Here is a 17207-nt window from a genome sequence, read left to right as displayed (position 1 = left end):
TCTGCGTGCTCAGTGATGGTGCCCGCAATCACAGTCGTCACCATGCTGGTGATCGTGGTCTTCGTCGTCATCAACGTCGTCGTGATCATCGAAGGCCCAGGCGGGGAAGGGATCGGGCAGCACGGCCCATGCTGCAGGGCCGGCGGCCAGTTCCGCATCGGTCAGCAGGCACGTATCGAGCTGCGCGACGAGTGCGGCCTCGTCCAGATCGGTGCCGATGAAGACGAGCTCCTGACGGCGGTCGCCCCACGGCGCAGGCGCACCGTTGTCGTGCAGCTTGTCGATGATGTCGGCGCGGGCCTCGTCCTCATCGGGCCATTCAGCCTGATCCACTGCCGCCCACCATGCGCCGGCGCCACCGTGGCGCATCACGCCGCCAGCCTGGCCCCAGCTCCCGGCAGTCTCCATGCGAGAGGCCAACCAGAAATACCCCTTCGAGCGCAACACGCGGCCGCCACCGTCCGGACTGCGCAGCCATTCGGTGTGCATCAAGTCCCACAGGCGCTGCGGGTGAAACGGCACGCGGCGGCGATAGACGAAGCTGCGGATGCCGAGCGCTTCCGTCTCGGGCACGTGTTCGCCGCGCAGTTCGGCCAGCCACGCTGGCGCAGCGGATGCAGCATCGAAATCGAAGCGGTGCGTATTCAGAATTTCGTCCAGCGGCACCTTGCCGAACGATGCCGGCACGATGCGCGCACGCGGGTTCAGCGAATGCAGAATGCCCGCCAGACGCGCGCGCTCGCCCTCGCTCACGAGGTCGATCTTGTTGAGCACGATCACGTCGCAAAACTCGACCTGTTCGATCAGCAGGTCAACCACGGTGCGGTCGTCATCTTCGTCGCGGGCCTGACCACGATCTGCCAGGAAATCGGCAGCATCGTAGTCAGCCAGGAAGTGCTGGGCGTCGACCACCGTGACCATGGTGTCCAGGCGTGCGAGGTCGGACAGCACGTCGCCCTCGGCGTCTTCAAACGTGAAGGTCTCGGCGATCGGCAACGGCTCGGCCACGCCCGTCGATTCGATGAGCAGGTAGTCGAAGCGGTCTTCGCGGGCCAGACGCGCGATCTCGTCGAGCAGGTCTTCGCGCAGCGTGCAGCAGATGCAGCCGTTGGACAGCTCCACCATGCGCTCGTCGGTGCGCGAGAGCTGGGCGCTGGTGGCGGTGCCGTCGCCCACGAGCTGCGCGTCGATATTGACGTCCGACAGGTCATTGACGATCACGGCCACGCGCTTGCCCTCGCGGTTGGCGAGCACGTGGTTGAGCAGCGTGGTCTTGCCGGCGCCCAGGAAGCCGGACAGTACGGTAACGGGAAGCGGACGGGACATGATCGTGGCCTATAAAGCAAACAGCCCGGGGACAAGCCGGGCTGCGAATACAAACGGGTGTGGCGCGCGCGTCAGTCGCCCTGCAGCTTCTGGCGCTTTTCGCGACGCTCCTGCGCCTCCAGCGTCAGGTTGGCAGTCGGGCGGGCGATCAGGCGCGGCACGCCGATCGGCTCGCCGGTTTCGTCGCAGTAGCCGTAGTCGTTGGCATCGATGCGGGCAATCGACTGTTCAACCTTCTTGAGCAGCTTGCGCTCACGGTCACGCGTGCGCAACTCAAGCGCGTGCTCTTCCTCGATGGTGGCACGGTCGGCCGGGTCGGGCACGACCACGGTCTCACGCAGGTGCTCGGTGGTCTGGCTGGCATTCGCGAGAATTTCGTCGCGCATTTTTACAAGCCGATCTCTGAAAAAGGCCAACTGCGCCTCGTTCATGTAATCCTTTTCGCCCATCTTCAGGATTTCGGCTTCGGTGAGTAGTTTCTTGCTGCTCATGGTTGCTGCGGATGATCCTGGTAAATCGCGCGCCGTGTCGGCTGTCGCGTCGTCCTTGCGCGGGGATGCGTTGGACTCGTTCTGGCTGGCGGCGGACTTGCCGCCCCGCGCGCCTCCTGTTGCCTTGCCCGCAGCGGCGCCCCCTGCCGCTTTTTTTCGGGTGGCTGGCGCAGCCTGGGCTGCAGCCGACTCCGTGTTGGACCGCAGGGCGCCGCCGTTGGCGCTGCGTCCGTCCTTGTTCTTGGTCACCATCGCCTGCTCCTCCTATCGGACGTGCCTCGGACGACGTGCACTGAATCGAACTATTGTAGCTGAACGATCTTACCCGAACTATCGGAGAAACACGGACAGAAAACCCGGGCCGGATTCTGCCTGAAAGCGCCGGGCTAGGCCACCCAAAAGGAGGGGGAAAGTGGCCCGGGGTGGGCAAGCCCTAGGCCAGGCAGTTCTCCAATCCTTTCAGAATGGTTTCGCGCGGCAAGTCTACGCCGATGAAGACCATGCGATTGCTGGGCTTTTCACCATCCCACTTGCCGCCCACGTCGCTGCCCATAAGCTGGTGTACGCCCTGGAACACCACCTTGCGGTCGACGCCTTCCATATAGAGCACGCCCTTGTAGCGCAGCAGCTTCTCGCCGTAGATGTTCAGCACGCCCGAGAGAAATTCCTCCAGCTTGGTGTAGTTGAACGGGCGGTCACTGCGGAAGACGAACGAGGCGATGCGGTCGGTGTGGTGCGCATGGCCGTGGTGATGGTGATGGCCGTGACCATGGTCGTGGTGGTCATGATCGTGGTCGCAATCGGCCGAGCAAGCGTGGTCGTGATCATGATCGTGGTTATGGTCATGATCATCTTCGCGCAGGAAGTCGGGGTCGATCTCCAGCTTGGCGTTCAGGTTGAAGCCGCGCAGGTCGAAGATGGTGTCGATCGGCGTGTCGCCAAAGTTGGCGGTGCGGATCGGGGCGCGCGGGTTCATGTGCAGCAGGCGGTGGCGCAGGGCGTCAACATCGTCGGCGGAAACGAGATCGCTCTTGGTGATGAAGATGGCGTCGGCAAAGCCCACCTGGCGCTGGGCCTCTTCCTGCTTGTCGAGCTGCACATTGCCGTGCTTGGCGTCGACCAGCGTGATGACGGCGTCCAGCAGGTAACGGCTGGCGATCTCATCATCCATGAAGAAGGTCTGCGCGACGGGGCCGGGGTTGGCTACGCCGGTGGTCTCGATGACGACGCGGTCGAACTGGATCTGGCCGTTGTCGCGGCGCGTGAGCAGGTCGGACAGGCCGGCCACCAAGTCACCACGGATGGTGCAGCAGATGCAGCCGTTGCTCATCTGCACGATCTGCTCGTTACCGTCCTGCACGAGGATGTCGTTGTCGATGTTCTCTTCACCGAACTCGTTTTCGATCACGGCGATCTTCATGCCGTGCTGTTCGGTCAGGATGCGCTTGAGCAGCGTGGTCTTACCGCTGCCGAGAAAGCCCGTCAGGATGGTGACCGGGATCATTTTGGACATGATGCGTTTCCTAGTTATTGCCGTGTCGGGCGCTTGCCGCGCCGGGTTTTGCACAATCGGCGCAGCAGCCCTTGATGGTGAGTTCAGCGTGATCGGCCGCGAAGCCGGCGGGCAGGGCCGCCTTCGGCATGGCCGGCGGCTCCGCCGTTTCCAGGCAGAAATCGCGTCCGCATTGCGTGCAGTGAAAGTGGCTGTGCGAGCGGTGCGCCGCTTCGCGTGCGGCATCGTGCTCAGCCAGGCTGAAGCGGAAGACGCGATCAGCGCCCGCCGTCTTGTGGACGATGCCGCCGGCCACCAGCCAGTCGAGCACGCGATAGACCGTCACGCGGTCGATGCCCGCGTCGTCCGGCAGCGCGTCGCACACCGCCTGGTGCGAGAGCGGCTCGTCACCCTGCATCAGCACGGCCAGCACGCGCACGCGCGGCTCGGTCACGCGGCTGCCCAGGCTGCGCAGGCGTGTGCGGGCAGCTGCATCGGGCGAATCAGGTTGTGATGTGGCGAGATCGTCTCGCGAAGCCGGGGTGTTCATGCGGGGGATTGTCCCACGGCCGAAGGGGTACTGCAATTGAGTTGCAACTGGGCGGCCTTGCGCCGCCCAGGGTTTTTCAACGCGTTAGGTGGCAAACACCAAACACACCGGCGTCGGCACCTTGGCCACCACCACGGGCTGATCCAGCTTGCCGGTCTGCGGGTCAATGCGCAGCCGCAGGATCGTGTCGCCCTTCTGGCTGAGCGCGTAGAGGTGGTTGCCGTCGGCTGCCATCGTCATCGCACGCGGGAAGCGCAGGCCCTCGCTCCAGTACTGGATGGCGGTGAGCTTGCCCGAGGTGTCGATGCTGAAGGCGGCCACGCTGTCGGCCAGCGGGTGATCCGATTTCAGCTTGCGATTGCTGGCGTACAGGAAGCGCCCGGACGGGTGCATCAGCACCTCGGCGCCGCTCTTCTGGCCGGTGTAGTCGGCGGGGGTGGTGGAGATGCGCTGGCGCTCCTCCAGTACGCGGCCGGTGTCCGGGTCATAACCGTGGCAGGCGACCGTGCCGTCCAGCTCGTTGATGACATAGAGCAGCTTGCCCTGTGGATGCAGCGCCAGATGGCGCGGCCCGCTGCCGGGCTGGAGTTGTGCCCGGTCACGCGGGGCTAGCTTGCCTTGCTCGATGGCGAACACGTTGATGCGGTCGGTGCCCAGGTCGGTGCCGAGCACGTGCTTGCCCGCCGGATCGAACAGCATCATGTGCGCATGCGGCGCCTCCTGTTCGGGGCGTGGCCCGGCGCCGGTGTCCTTGAAGATGCCCGACACGTCGCCCAGCTTGCCGTCCGCGCCGATCGGCAGGAGGTTGTACGCACCGCCGCTATAGATCGAAACCGCCAGGTAGCGCCCATTCGGTGATACCACCACGTGTGCCGGATTCGTGCCCGACAGCGACAGCGGCTGCCGGTTGAGCAGCGTCAGCTTGCCATCGTGCGGGTCGATGGCGTAGGCCTCGGCGCTGCCGTTGGGGCGGCCCTCGTAGACCTCGAGTTCGTTGATGGCGTATAGGAAGCGCTGATTCGGGTGCACCGCCAGGAACGACGGATTGGCGCTTTCGACCACCTGCACCTGCGTCCACGCATCGCCGCGCGGGGCGAGCACGTAGATGCCACGTGCGGGCGGGCCGCCGGCAGTACCGCCCGGCGCGTTGAACGTATAGGTGCCGACGTAGGCAAAGCGCGGCGAGCGTGCAGCGCCGGCAGGTTGTGCACCGGAGGCGGTGGGCTGCTCGCCCGCCTGGGCCATTACGGTTTTGGGGAGAGCGCCCAGCAAGGGCAGGCTACCGGTCCACTGCATGAAGGTTCGACGCGTTGGGGATTGGCGATTGGTCATTGGCGGCTCCATCAAACACGCACGGACATCGCGTGGTGGAAGATGTTGTTCGGATCATACCGGCGCTTCACATCCTGCAGAAACGCGTACAGGTCACCACTGCCGTAGTAGAGCTGCGGCCAGAACGGGTAGGCGAGCATGTCGACGTCGGGGTAGTTGATGTAGCAGCCCTCATACCGGTCGCCGGGGTAGGGCGTGCCGCTGTGTGGGGCGGGCACGTCGGGGGCGCCGTAGACATCACGGTAGAAATCGCTGATCCAACGCAGGTGACCGGCGTCATCGGCGGCGGACGTCCAATAGGTCTGGTACTGCAGCTTCATGATCGAAGCGCGCTGCGGCACAGCCGTATCGCCGATGCGCTCGGCCTTGTTGACGGCGCCGCCGTACGAATCGACCTGCAGCAGCGATTGGCTCAGGTCCACGCCCGGCACCGTCCGCGTGAGATGCGTGTAGATGCGCTGCGCCTCGCGCGCCGTGAAACCGCGCTTCATATAGGCGGATTTGTATTTGCCGCGCTGATTGGCACCGGAGCCGTTCAGGTATTGCGTGGCCGTCAGCCAATCGTATTGCACGATGGTGTGTGGCTTGGAGCAGAGCAGCTGCCCCACACCTTGCTTGTGCCCTGGGCCATAGCCGGGCGGACGACCCTTGACCGGTGTCGGCGCACAAGCCTGGAATCGGCTCAGAAAATCATTGAGAACAGAGAGATCGCGGCACGTGCCATCGGGGTTGCAGAACTGCGTGAGCAGCACGATCTGGCCCGACGATTTGTGCGTGAGTTTGAGCAGCGAGAACATGCCCCAGGTGTCCGGGTCCTTGCCGCGCGTCTCCCAGTACTCGCCGTAGATGTGCAGCAGTTCGGCAAAGCGCTGCGGTGTCATGGTGGCCCAATCGAACGCAACCGTGGCCAGTGCCACCTCCTGCGGCGCTGCGGGCAGCTTGGCGAAGGTGTAGCCGGTGATGACGCCGAAGTTGCCACCGCCCGCGCCACGGCATGCGCGGAAGAGGTCCGGATCGTGTGCCGCATCCACCGTGTGCGCGGCGGCCTTGCCCGTCTTGTCGACAGTGACGATGTCCACGGCCGAGAGCCAGTCCACCGTCAGCCCCTGCAGCCGCGAGAGCAGCCCATACCCGCCGCCACAGATATGCCCGCCCGCACCCACCGAATAGCACGAGCCGCCGGGCAGCGTTACGTTGTGGCGCTTGTACAGCTCGAGGTAGCCGTTCCAGTTCTGTGTGCCGGCGGGAATGCGCACCGAGCCGTCGGCGTGCACCTCGGGCGTAGCGAGCAAGCTCAGATCAACGATCGTGCCGTCGGGGTTGTTGGAGACGAAATCCTCATAGCAATGTCCGCCGCTGCGCACCGTCGGGCGCTGGCCCGCATTGACGATGCGCTGGATGGCGGGCACCACGTCGTCGGGCTTTTCAACAAGGGCGATGCGGCCGGCGGCCTGAGCCTCCGTCGCCGGCCAGCGCAGGTTGAAGCCGTGCTTGAGCGTGTTGTAGCGAGGGTCCTGGCGGGTCACATCCAGTGTCATCGACGACTCCCGGTGAGGGCGTTTGCGCAAGGGTTGCGCAAACGGAGTTGGATTCGGACGATGTCGTCCGGCGGTTCCAACTTAGTCGTTCGTGCGTCCGGGTTCCATCAGTCATTGCCGGCACAACGTGTGCGCCGGGTCAGCCGGAGCCACATCAGCGCACCAGATGGGCAAACCAGGCGAGCACCCGCGATGCCGTCGTCTCCCACAGCGGCCGCACCACCCAGCATGCCGCCGCCCACGCCAGCATCACCACGATCAGGTCGCAGCGCCCGCTCTTCCACAGGTTCAGGGAATGGCGCCCCCAGATCCAGGGCACGCCCAGCGGATTGGGCCAATCGGCCAGCAAGTGCATCAGTCCGCCGCAGGCAAAGCCGAACACCAGCGGCGCCCACAGGTGATCATGGCTCAGCGCTTGGTAAGACAGAACCAGCGCTGCAACCCAGCCGATGCCCCAGTGCGTGGCGGTGCGGTGCGTGATCCAGAGCCGGCGGGCGCGGCTCCACCACGCGACCTCCATCCAGTCAGGCGCCGTGCTGCCGGCCACCGCCGCGCAAAACGCGACGATCGGGCCGAGATGTTCGAGGGAAGTGTGGGAAGCCTGTGCGACGAAGGTGGCGGCAATGACACCCGCCGCCCAGCCTGTCGCATGATGGGCCGCGTTGGATGCCATCGACGTGATGCGGAAAACAAAGGGTCCGCATCTTCGCAATTGAGGCTTGCCAGGACAAGCCAAAAATTGCGACAAATTGCTAGCCGATCTGCAGCAGCAGGCCCTTGAGGTATTCGCCTTCCGGGAAGCTCGTCAGCAGCGGGTGGTCCACGCCACCGGCCAGCCGGCGCTGAATGCGCGCCGTCACCTTGGCATCGGCCGCCGCACCGGCCACGATCTTCTGGAACAACTCCGCATCGATCGCGCCCGAGCACGAATACGTGAACAGCAGACCGCCCGGTCGCAGCAGTTGCATGCCGACTAGGTTGATCTCCTTGTACGCCCGCGCCGCACGATCGACCTGCTGGGCCGACGCCGCAAACTTGGGCGGGTCCAGCACGATCAGGTCGAACTGGCGCCCCTCTGCGCGGAAGTTGCGCAGCGACTTGAAGACATCCGCATCCAGCCACTCCGCGCGCGCCGGATCGAAGCCGTTGAGGGTGACATTGCGCTCGGCCACCGCCAGTGCTTCGCCCGACGAGTCGATCGACACGACGGACTTCGCGCCACCCTTGAGCGCCGCCAGCGAAAAGCCGCCGGTGTAGCAGAAGCAGTTGAGCACGTCGCGGTCTTTCGCCAGCGCGCCGACGAGTGCACGGTTGTCGCGCTGATCAACGTAGAAGCCCGTCTTGTGACCTTCGCGCACATCCACGTAATAGCGCACGCCGTGCTCGGTGGCCGACAGGTCTGCGGGCGGCTCCGCGCCGGCCAGCACGCCGGTCATCTGCTCCAGGCCTTCGCGCTCGCGCACGCTCACGTCGGAGCGTTCGTACACGTTCGGGCAGCCGGTCTCCTTGATGAGCGCGGCGACGATCGCGTCCTTCCAATGCTCCACACCCGCAGCGCTGAACTGGCAGACGAGTTGCCCCGTTTCTCCGGTGCCGTACTGGTCGACGATCAGGCCGGGCAAGCCATCCGCTTCGCCCATGATGAGGCGCACGGCATCGGTGTCGTGCACCCAGGTGCGGCGGTAAGCCACAGCGGTAGCAATGCGGCGCTTGAAGAACGCGTGATCGATGGGCTCGGCTTCATCGAACGACCACACACGGGCGCGGATCTGCGAGACCGGGCTGAACGCAGCGCGCGCCAGGAACTGACCGTTGGCGGCACGCACAACCACGGTGGCGCCGGAGGCCGGCGGGCGCCCTTCCATGCGGTCGATGGCGTTGGCGAAAATCCACGGGTGCCGGCGCAGCAGCGAGCGCTCCTTACCGGGCTTGAGAATCAGGGTTTGCATACGACTGGGAGATGAATGCGCCCCGATACAGAAATCGGAGCAGCGCGTTACTTCTTCTTCGCGCGGGGATGCGCCTGATCGTAGATCTTGGCCAGGTGCTGAAAATCGAGCGAAGTATAAACCTGCGTGCTGGCGATGCTGGCGTGCCCGAGCAGTTCCTGCACGGCGCGCAAGTCACCGGACGATTGCAGCATATGCGTGGCAAACGAGTGCCGCAGCACGTGTGGGTGCACATCGGCCGGAACACCTGCCTCGATGGCGTTGCGCTTCATGCGCAGTTGAATCTGCCGCTGTGCAAGGCGCTTGCCGCGCGGCGACAGGAACAGCGCGTGCGCATCCTCCGGCGCCGTATCAAGCTGCGCGGGCCTGGCCAGTTGCTCGCGCACCGCCAGCCACGCGGCCAGCGCTTCGGCAGCCTTGGAGCCGACAGGCACAGTGCGCCGCTTGCTGCCCTTGCCAAGCACCATCACCTCGCGTGCGTCGAGGTCCAACCAACTGGCGGACTCATACTCGCCGACCTTCACGTGGCGCAAGTCCAGGCTGACCAGTTCCGAGAGACGCAATCCACACGAATAAAACAGCTCGTTGACGGCGCGGTCGCGGATCGTCTCGGCATCGTCGCCAGGCAATTGCTCCATCAGCGCGACGGCTTGTTCGACGGACAGGGCTTTCGGCAACCGCTTCGGGCTCTTGGGTGCACGCACGCCGTCGACCGGATTGGCGGTGACAGCCGCATCACGCAGCGCCATCCACTTGTACCAGCCACGCCACGCCGACAACGCCCGCGCAATGCTGCGGCCCGACAGACCACTGCCGTGCAGTTGCGCCATCATGCGGCGGATGTGGCGCGTCTGGAGTTGCGTGAGATCGATACCGGCCGCGAGCTGCGCGCCCAATCGCTGCAGTACGGCCAACTCATGGCCGTAGCTTGCCAGCGTGTGCGGCGAGAGTTGCCGCTCGAACTTCAACGCATCGAGGTAGGCCGCAATCTGCGGATGCGGCGGCGCGGGTGCGGCGCGGTCATCGTTGGTAGCAGATTGCGGCATGTGGCGTGCGCTCAGTCGCGCAGGCGGTTGAGCGTGGCAGCGGCGAGTTCGCCGATCTGCGCGAGATACGTCGTGCCCATGCCGTCGTGGAAGCGACGCGCATCGGGCGAGCCCAGCACCAGCAGGCCGAAGGCGGGTGCTGCCGCCTGATCGGCATCGCCACGTACAGGCACGCGCAGCGTAACGATGGCGACCGACTCGATCGTCTCAGCGGTCTCCAGCCAGCCGGCGGCTTCGAAGCCCGCATTGGCGCCACAGTACGGCGCGCGCAAGCCAGCCGCGAATAGGCGCACTTCCTCGCTCACGCCTTGCGCGACTTCCAGATGCGCGAACTCTTCGCCCACCTGCCAGACGCGCAGTGCCACGGCCGGCACTTCGAAAATCTCGCGCAGGCCATCCTGCACGGCGTACGGCAGCGCGTGCGTGTCGGCCTCGCCCAGCAGGCGCGTCGTCCACGCGTGCACGCGCTGCTGCGTGCGGTCGTTCTCGTTGCCGTGGCGCATCAGGTCCGACAGCTTGAGTTCGAGGTGTTTGTTCTTGTCGCGCAGGATTTCCATCTGGCGCTCTTGCAGCGACACGGCGCGGTGGCTGTGCGGGCTGGTGAGCTGGATGGCGGCCAGCAGCTCGGCATGCTCTTCAAAGAAGGCCGGATGCGCTTGCAGGTAGTTGGCGACGTCTTGTGCGTTCATCGTGGAGGTGCTCATCAGGCTGCGCCCAGTTTCTTCTTCAGCAAATCGTTGACTTGTGCGGGGTTGGCCTTGCCGCGCGTGGCCTTCATGGCCTGGCCGACCAGCGCGTTGAACGCCTTTTCCTTGCCCGCGCGGAATTCCTCGACCGACTTGGCGTTGGCGGCAAGCACGTCGTCGATGATCTTCTCGAGCTCACCAGAGTCGGACGTCTGCTTGAGGTCCTTCGCTTCGATGATCGCGTCGGCGTCCCCTCCGTGCTCGCCAGCCCACATGGCGGGGAACACGTCCTTCTTGGCGGTGTTGTTCGAGATCGTGCCGTCGGCAATGCGCGCGAGCAGCTTGGCCAGTTGCGCAGGCTTGACCGGTGCAGCATCGATTTCCAGATCCGCGCGGTTCAGGTTCGAGGCCAGCTCGCCCATGATCCAGTTGGCGGCCGCCTTGGCGTTGGCAGCACCCGCGTCGGCCACCACGGCTTCGAAGTACGCAGCGGTCGCCTTGGTGGCGGTCAGGATGCTCGCGTCGTACTTCGGCAGGCCATAGGCCGACTCGAAGCGCGCAGCCATCGCGGCGGGCAGTTCGGGCAGCGTGGCGCGCACACGGTCGATCCAGTCGTCGCCGATCACCAGCGGCAGAAGATCGGGATCGGGGAAGTAGCGGTAATCCTGCGCGTCTTCCTTGCTGCGCATGGAGCGCGTTTCCTTGCGGTCCGGGTCGTACAGACGGGTTTCCTGCACCACGGTGCCGCCGTCTTCAATCAGCTCGATCTGGCGGCGCACTTCGTAGTTGATCGCCTCTTCCAGGAAGCGGAACGAGTTCAGGTTCTTGATCTCGCAGCGCGTGCCGAACGGCGCATCCGGGCCCCGGCGCACCGAAACGTTGGCGTCGCAGCGGAAGCTGCCTTCCTGCATGTTGCCGTCGCAGATGCCCAGCCACATCACCAGCGCGTGCAGCGCCTTGGCGTAGGCCACGGCTTCCGCAGCGCTGCGCATGTCGGGCTCGGTGACGATTTCCAAGAGCGGCGTGCCGGCGCGGTTCAGGTCGATGCCGGTCATGCCGGCGAAGTCTTCGTGCAGCGATTTGCCGGCGTCCTCTTCCAGGTGGGCACGCGTCAGTTGCACGGTCTTCTCATACCCGGGCTGGCCGCTCTTGCCTTCCACCTGGATGGTCAGCGTGCCGCCCTGCACCACCGGGATCTCGTACTGGCTGATCTGGTAGCCCTTGGGCAGATCGGGGTAGAAGTAATTCTTGCGCGCAAAGATGCTCTTCGGCGCGATCTTGGCGCCGATAGCCAGGCCGAACGTAATGGCGCGCTCAACGGCGCCCTTGTTCAGCACGGGCAGCACGCCCGGCAGTGCCAGATCCACCGGCGCGGCCTGCGTGTTGGGCTCAGCACCGAATGCGGTGGAGGCGCCGGAGAAAATCTTCGAGACCGTCGAGAGTTGCGTGTGCGTCTCGAGGCCGATCACCACTTCCCATTGCATGTTGCGTGTGTCCTGTCGATTGTTGTGGTGTGAATGTCTAGGTGTTGCTTGTATTTCTGCTCGGTGCGATCAGGGGTGCGGCGCATCCAGCCAGGCGGCGAGCTTCGCGAAGGCGGCCTCGCGTGCCGCCGGATCGCCACCCACGGTGACCGTACCGTGACGCCTCCCATTCGGGATGCCGCTGCGCTCCGTGACCGGTGCCGTGCCATCAAAGCCATGATAGGCCCCGCCAAACGTCTCCAGCTCGAAGCGCGCCTGCGGCTGGCGGGCCAGCACCGCGGTCTGCAAGGACTGGCATCGGTCGGCGGGTGTCCAATCGTCATTGCCACCCGCCAGCAGTAGCAACGGCGCGTTCAACTGATACTTCGCACGCTGCAGTGCAGCGGCACAGCCCGGGTAAAACGCCACGGCGCGCTCCACTGCCGGCGTGTCGGCGGGCCAGGCGAGGCTCGCGTCCACGGTTTCCAGCACGGCCTGCGCACCGTTGGACCAGCCCAGCAGCACGATGCGGCGCGCATCCACGCCCGGCTGCGCAGCCAGCCAGCGCATCGTCGCCAGAATGTCTGCGCGGCGCACGGCACCGTTGATATCGCGTGCCGCAAACCGCTCGGTGCAGATGCCGTGCGGTTTGCCGCGCGGCCCAAAACTGTCGGGCAGCACCACCGCATAGCCACGCGCGCCCAGCCACTGCGCATAGCCGCGATAACGCGTACCCAACGCCTTCGCATCCGTACCGGCCTGCGTGTACAAACCGCTGCAGCCGTGCAGCGCGATCACCACCGGCAAGCCGGCCGACGGCGCCTTGCCTGCAGGCGTGATCCCGGGCTTGACCCAGTAAGCGGTCAGCGTCTGCGGCGCATCTTCGGCGTCTTTCATGACCGCGCGCGGAATTTCCACCGTCTGCACACCCAGTTCCGCGGCCGACGGTGCGCGCGCGGCCGGCATGTCCGGCAGAGCGCCTTCGGCGTCGGGCGTCGGCTGGGCGAACGCGTGCAGCGCCAGCAGGGCGCCCGCCAACACGGCCCCCACCCGAAGCGATGCGCGCATCACCGGGCGCATTACCGGGCGTTGCGGGCGCACTGGCCCGTTTGCGGATCGAACATCACCGGCCAGGCTTCTTCGTAGATGCCAGGCGTGCAATGCGCTTCGCAATTGGCGTGGGCCAGCGTCACGCGGCGCGGGTCCTGCCAGACCATCAGCGTGCAACTGCCATTGCGCTCGCGCAGCTCGATGCTCGGACGGCGCTTGGTCTGCTGGAACGTCGACAGATCAAACTGGCACGAACCGCGACGGCCGACCCACAACTGCCACTGCAACGTACTGACGTTGTTGTCGGCCACCGTGAGCGTTGCCTGCTCGCGGAAGCCGTCTTCCTCGGTCTGGCTGCAGTAGCCGTTGACACTGATGGTGCGATCGGCAATCGGCGGCGGCCCAGACGGGCGACCAAAACCTGGAATGCCCGGCAGCGATGGCAACGGAATCGGCACGCAGGCCGCCAGCAGGACGGCGACAAGCGCCAGCCCGAATGCGTTGCGGATGCGGGGGTTCATTGCGATCGCCTCCGAGCGGATTGCGTTCATTTTGCCTTCGTGGTGTCGGCGACAGCCTGCATTCACGGACGTGCGTCTCCCCGCTGCGCGAGGCCCCTGCTTACTGTTCATGCGGCCCCCTGCGGTGCAGCGGTGGTCCGAGCGCTTGTGAATGCCGTCAGGCTGCCGGTTGGCGTGCGTGCCAGTCGGTCGCCTGCTGGAACGCATGCGCGATTTGCAGCATGCGTGCCTCTTCAAAATAGTTGCCAATGATCTGCAAGCCAACCGGGAGACCGTTTGCGCCAAAACCGGCGGGCACGCTCATGCCCGGCAGACCTGCCAGGCTGGTCGACAGCGTGAAGATGTCCTCGAGATACATCTGCACCGGATCGTCGCTCTTCTCACCCAATTTCCACGCAACGGTCGGCGCCACGGGGCCCATGATCACGTCGCATTGACCAAACGCGTTCTGGAAATCCTGCGCGATGATGCGGCGGATCTTCTGCGCCTGCAGGTAGTACGCGTCGTAGTAGCCGTGCGACAGCACATAGGCACCGACCAGGATGCGGCGCTTGACCTCCCAACCGAAGCCTTCGGCGCGGGATTTGCGGTACATGTCGGCCAGATCGCGGTACTCGGCCGCACGGTGGCCGTAGCGCACGCCATCAAAGCGCGACAGGTTGGACGAGGCCTCGGCCGGGGCGATCACGTAGTACGTCGGGATCGACAGCTCGGTCTTGGGCAGGCTGATGTCGACCAGCGTGGCGCCGAGCTTTTCCAGCTCCGCCAGCGAGGCGCGCACGGTGGTGCGCACGTCGTCGGCCAGGCCTTCGCCAAAATATTCCTTGGGCAGGCCGATGCGCAGGCCGGCCAGCGGGCGGGCGGCGTCCGCACCTTGCAGCGGCTGGCCGAGCAGGCGGGTGAAGTCTTCCACATCACCACCACGGCCGGGTTCCAGGCTGGTGGAGTCACGCGGGTCAAAACCTGCCATGGCGGACAACAGCAGCGCGCAATCTTCGGCCGTACGCGCCATCGGGCCACCCTGGTCCAGCGACGAGGCGAAGGCGATCATCCCGTAGCGCGACACGCGCCCATACGTCGGCTTGATGCCGGTGATGCCCGAGAACGATGCCGGCTGGCGGATCGAGCCGCCGGTGTCGGTACCGGTTGCCGCCGGCGCCAGATCGGCCGCCACGGCAGCCGCCGAGCCCCCCGACGAGCCGCCCGGCACGTGCTCGACGTTCCACGGGTTCTTGACCGGGCCAAAAGCCGAGTTTTCGTTGGACGAGCCCATCGCAAACTCGTCCATGTTGGTCTTGCCCAGCGTCACCATGCCGGCGGCGCTCAGGCGCTCCACCACGGTGGCGTCGAACGGGCTGACGTAGTCGCCCAGCATCTTGGAGCCGGCCGTGGCGCGCCAGCCGCGCGTGACGAACACGTCCTTGTGCGCGATCGGCACGCCGGTCAGCGGTGCCGCATTGCCGGCCGCGATGCGCGCGTCGGCAGCCTGCGCCTGCGCGAGCGTAGCCTCGGCATCGACATGGATGAAGGCGTTGAGGTGCGCCCCGGCATCAATGCGCGCGAGGTAATGGCGCGCCAGTTCCACCGCCGAAACCTCCTTGGCGGCGAGTTGGGCAGACAGGGCTTTGATCGTGGATGCGGTCATCGAATACGTTCGGATGGGCTGCCGGCTGCGGCCGGCGTCGTCGAATGGAGAGGGGTCAAGCGCAGCGCCGTGGCGCCGTTTACTCGATCACCTTGGGCACGAGGTACAGGCCGGCCTCGGTGGCCGGGGCGCACTGCTGGTAGTCGGCGCGGCGGTCGGCCTCGGTGACGGCGTCGTCGCGCAGGCGCTGGGCCGGGGCCTGGATCAGCTCGATCGGGTGGGCCATCGGCTCGATGCCGGTGGTATCCACGGCCTGCATCTGCTCGACCAGGGTGAAGAACTGGTTGAGCTGGGTCAGGGTCTGCGCCGCCTCGCCATCGGAGACTTCAATGCGGGCGAGGTTGGCGATGCGTTTGACGTCGGAGAGTTCGAGTGCCATCGGAGTGGATCAGTGAGTGCGGCAATCAGTAAAGGCAGGCGGGCAATGTGCGCAAGTGGCAGCCAAGCGACGGCTACTGCGCGCCAGGCTCGCTCAGGTTACGCCCGAGTTGTGCCGATTTGCCGCAAAATTGGAGGCAAACGCCCGCCGAATACCCGCAGAATGCCCGAATTATAAGGTATGATTGCCGACTAAATTTCTAAGTCAGCAGGCGACTTCGTGCAGCCACGGACCCTCTGATTAAGTGGCCGGGAACCTCCCGGCGACGCCGCCGTCAGCATCTGGCGACACTTAATCAAAGGTTCCTTGGGGCCGCCCCCTCCGGGCGGCTCACCCTCGGCAGGATGGCCAGTGCCACGGCACCCCACCGCCGACCACCACGGAGCCCGCGACATTCCCGGGAGCGCAGTAGCAGGATCGGACCGTATGGTAGCCATGCGACGTCCGCGTATCGGTGTAGCCATTGGCCGAGATTCTGCTGCTGAGCCGCCCATGACTCGAAAACAGGATTCATTCGATGTTCGGCTTTTTGCGTAGCTATTTCTCCAACGATCTCGCGATCGACCTCGGCACCGCCAACACCCTGATCTACGTCCGCGACAAGGGCATCGTCCTCGACGAGCCGTCGGTGGTGGCCATTCGCCAGGAAGGCGGCCCGAACGCCAAGAAGACCATCCAGGCAGTCGGCAAGGAAGCCAAGCAGATGCTGGGCAAGGTGCCGGGCAACATCGAGGCGATCCGCCCGATGAAAGACGGTGTGATCGCCGACTTCACCGTCACCGAGCAGATGCTCAAGCAGTTCATCAAGATGGTGCACGACACCAAGCTGCTGCGTCCGAGCCCGCGCATCATCATCTGCGTGCCGTGCGGTTCGACCCAGGTCGAGCGCCGTGCCATCCGTGAATCGGCGCTGGGCGCCGGTGCGTCGCAGGTCTACCTGATTGAAGAGCCGATGGCCGCCGCGATTGGCGCCGGCCTGCCGGTGTCGGAGCCGTCGGGCTCGATGGTGGTGGACATTGGCGGCGGCACTACCGAGGTGGGCATCATCTCGCTGGGCGGCATGGTCTACAAGGGTTCCGTGCGCGTGGGCGGCGACAAGTTCGACGAAGCCATCGTCAACTACATCCGCCGCAACTACGGCATGCTGATCGGCGAACAGACTGCCGAAGCCATCAAGAAGGAAATCGGCTCGGCCTTCCCGGGTTCGGAAGTGCGCGAGATGGAAGTGAAGGGCCGCAACCTGTCGGAAGGCATTCCGCGCGCCTTCACGGTGTCGTCCAACGAAATCCTGGAAGCGCTGACGGACCCGCTGAACCAGATCGTGTCGTCGGTGAAGATCGCGCTGGAGCAAACCCCGCCGGAACTGGGCGCCGACATTGCCGAGCGCGGCATGATGCTCACGGGCGGCGGCGCGCTGCTGCGCGACCTGGACCGCCTGCTGGCCGAAGAAACCGGCCTGCCGGTGCTGGTGGCCGAAGATCCGCTGACCTGCGTGGTGCGCGGCTCGGGCATGGCGCTGGAGCGCATGGACAAGCTCGGCAGCATCTTCTCGTACGAATAACGGGATCATGCACCGCTCGCATCTGGCGCATTTCGCCACGCCTGTCTTCCTGGCCGCACCAGCGGCCGTGGCGGGCCACTGAGATGCGTTCCGCGCCGGTGCGCCGTGCTCCGCCCACCCCGGGCCCAGGCACCGCACCGACGCCACACCTAATCCGTTACCGGCAGGCCGCTGACGT

Annotated in this window: 16 protein-coding genes; 1 reads left to right on the top strand and 15 read right to left on the bottom strand. The window is 65.5% G+C overall.

The annotated features are described in order from the left end of the window. Positions 1–9 precede the first annotated feature (9 nt). The 15 genes from zigA to gatC form a co-directional block, all read right to left on the bottom strand. A complete protein-coding gene (gene zigA / locus V6657_RS17775; protein ID WP_048934366.1) occupies positions 10–1326 on the bottom strand; it encodes a zinc metallochaperone GTPase ZigA in 1317 nt (438 codons plus the stop codon). A 71-nt stretch (positions 1327–1397) separates the two neighbouring features. Then, entirely contained in the window at positions 1398–1817 is a 420-nt protein-coding gene (dksA, locus tag V6657_RS17770) for an RNA polymerase-binding protein DksA (RefSeq protein WP_048934481.1), read from the bottom strand. A gap of 433 nt (positions 1818–2250) precedes the next feature. Beyond that, positions 2251–3330 (bottom strand): GTP-binding protein, encoded by a 1080-nt coding sequence (locus V6657_RS17765; protein ID WP_048934365.1) that lies wholly within the window; start codon positions 3328–3330, stop codon positions 2251–2253. A gap of 10 nt (positions 3331–3340) precedes the next feature. Continuing rightward, a complete protein-coding gene (locus V6657_RS17760; RefSeq protein ID WP_048934364.1) occupies positions 3341–3859 on the bottom strand; it encodes a Fur family transcriptional regulator in 519 nt (172 codons plus the stop codon). An 84-nt stretch (positions 3860–3943) separates the two neighbouring features. Continuing rightward, complete coding sequence (locus V6657_RS17755) at positions 3944–5191, bottom strand: lactonase family protein (RefSeq protein WP_048934363.1); 1248 nt, start codon at positions 5189–5191, stop codon at positions 3944–3946. 11 nt (positions 5192–5202) lie between these two features. Then, positions 5203–6729, bottom strand: a complete 1527-nt coding sequence (locus tag V6657_RS17750; RefSeq protein WP_048934362.1) for an FAD-binding oxidoreductase — start codon at positions 6727–6729, stop codon at positions 5203–5205. A gap of 154 nt (positions 6730–6883) precedes the next feature. Then, the gene (locus V6657_RS17745; protein ID WP_048934361.1) at positions 6884–7402 is read right to left on the bottom strand and encodes a metal-dependent hydrolase; all 519 of its coding nucleotides are present in this window, start codon (positions 7400–7402) and stop codon (positions 6884–6886) included. A gap of 79 nt (positions 7403–7481) precedes the next feature. Further along, entirely contained in the window at positions 7482–8678 is a 1197-nt protein-coding gene (locus tag V6657_RS17740) for a class I SAM-dependent rRNA methyltransferase (protein ID WP_048934360.1), read from the bottom strand. 47 nt (positions 8679–8725) lie between these two features. Continuing rightward, positions 8726–9724 carry a tyrosine recombinase XerC gene (gene xerC, locus V6657_RS17735; RefSeq protein WP_048934359.1) on the bottom strand — a complete coding sequence of 333 codons (999 nt, stop codon included), beginning with the start codon at positions 9722–9724 and terminating at the stop codon, positions 8726–8728. 11 nt (positions 9725–9735) lie between these two features. Then, complete coding sequence (locus tag V6657_RS17730; protein ID WP_048934358.1) at positions 9736–10413, bottom strand: DUF484 family protein; 678 nt, start codon at positions 10411–10413, stop codon at positions 9736–9738. A 14-nt stretch (positions 10414–10427) separates the two neighbouring features. Beyond that, positions 10428–11894, bottom strand: a complete 1467-nt coding sequence (gene gatB, locus V6657_RS17725; RefSeq protein WP_048934357.1) for an Asp-tRNA(Asn)/Glu-tRNA(Gln) amidotransferase subunit GatB — start codon at positions 11892–11894, stop codon at positions 10428–10430. A gap of 69 nt (positions 11895–11963) precedes the next feature. Beyond that, on the bottom strand, positions 11964–12941 hold the full coding sequence (locus tag V6657_RS17720; protein WP_048934480.1) for a dienelactone hydrolase family protein: 978 nt from the start codon (positions 12939–12941) through the stop codon (positions 11964–11966). Between the two features lie 11 nt (positions 12942–12952). Next, positions 12953–13444 carry a hypothetical protein gene (locus V6657_RS17715; protein WP_048934356.1) on the bottom strand — a complete coding sequence of 164 codons (492 nt, stop codon included), beginning with the start codon at positions 13442–13444 and terminating at the stop codon, positions 12953–12955. A gap of 157 nt (positions 13445–13601) precedes the next feature. Then, on the bottom strand, positions 13602–15089 hold the full coding sequence (gatA, locus tag V6657_RS17710; protein ID WP_048934355.1) for an Asp-tRNA(Asn)/Glu-tRNA(Gln) amidotransferase subunit GatA: 1488 nt from the start codon (positions 15087–15089) through the stop codon (positions 13602–13604). 79 nt (positions 15090–15168) lie between these two features. Beyond that, on the bottom strand, positions 15169–15468 hold the full coding sequence (gene gatC, locus V6657_RS17705) for an Asp-tRNA(Asn)/Glu-tRNA(Gln) amidotransferase subunit GatC (RefSeq protein ID WP_048934354.1): 300 nt from the start codon (positions 15466–15468) through the stop codon (positions 15169–15171). A 517-nt stretch (positions 15469–15985) separates the two neighbouring features. On the opposite strand from gatC, the gene V6657_RS17700 reads away from it, so the two are divergent. Continuing rightward, positions 15986–17029, top strand: a complete 1044-nt coding sequence (locus V6657_RS17700; RefSeq protein WP_004628293.1) for a rod shape-determining protein — start codon at positions 15986–15988, stop codon at positions 17027–17029. The last annotated feature ends 178 nt before the right edge of the window (positions 17030–17207 follow it).

This window comes from Ralstonia sp. RRA (assembly GCF_037023145.1).
Lineage (GTDB): Bacteria > Pseudomonadota > Gammaproteobacteria > Burkholderiales > Burkholderiaceae > Ralstonia.
This window is presented reverse-complemented; position numbering and strand designations above follow the sequence as displayed.